This is a genomic window from Priestia sp. P5_B4 (genome assembly GCF_056400385.1).
Map to the genome: position 1 here is coordinate 1 of NZ_JBFULJ010001449.1, position 593 is coordinate 593.

Consider the following 593-nt stretch of genomic DNA (forward strand, 5'->3'; position numbering starts at 1 on the left):
GCGCGGTGACCGCCACGTCGGCCGGTTCGGCCTCGTAGGCCCAGTAGCGTTCGACGGATGGCGCACAGGTGGCCAGGTCGACCGTCATCGAGTGGCCGGCGGGCAATTTGTGCACGCCTTCCAGATGCGTGAGCGGCGCCGGGATGTAGCCGTAGGCGAAGTATTTGCGAATCGCCAGCGGCGAGGGCGTCGACGGCACGGCGGGATGTTCGCGCAGTGCGGTGAGCTCGGAAGCGAAGGCGAATCCCTCGCGCCCTGCGTGCCAGTACAGCGGCTTCTTTCCGAAACGATCGCGCGAGAGGAAGAGTTCCTTGCGTTCGCGGTCGAGCAACGCGAACGCCCACATCCCGTTGAGGCGGCCGGGCAACGCGCGTCCCCACGCGCGGTAGCCGTGCAGGAGGACCTCGGTGTCGGAGTGGTCGCTGCGGAAGTGCGCACCCTGCGCTTCGAGTTCGCGCCGCAATTCGCGGAAGTTGTAGATCTCGCCGTTGTAGACCAGGACGAAACGKCCGTCCTGGCTTTCCATCGGCTGCGCGCCGCCGGCGATGTCGAGAATCGACAGGCGGCGATGGCCGAGGAACACGCCGTTGTGC

1 pseudogene is annotated in these 593 nt (G+C 67.1%); it reads right to left on the reverse strand.

Annotated features, from left to right (window positions below):
* Positions 1-593, reverse strand: a pseudogene (locus tag AC1DRF_RS31545) (asparagine synthase (glutamine-hydrolyzing)); the annotation flags it as partial.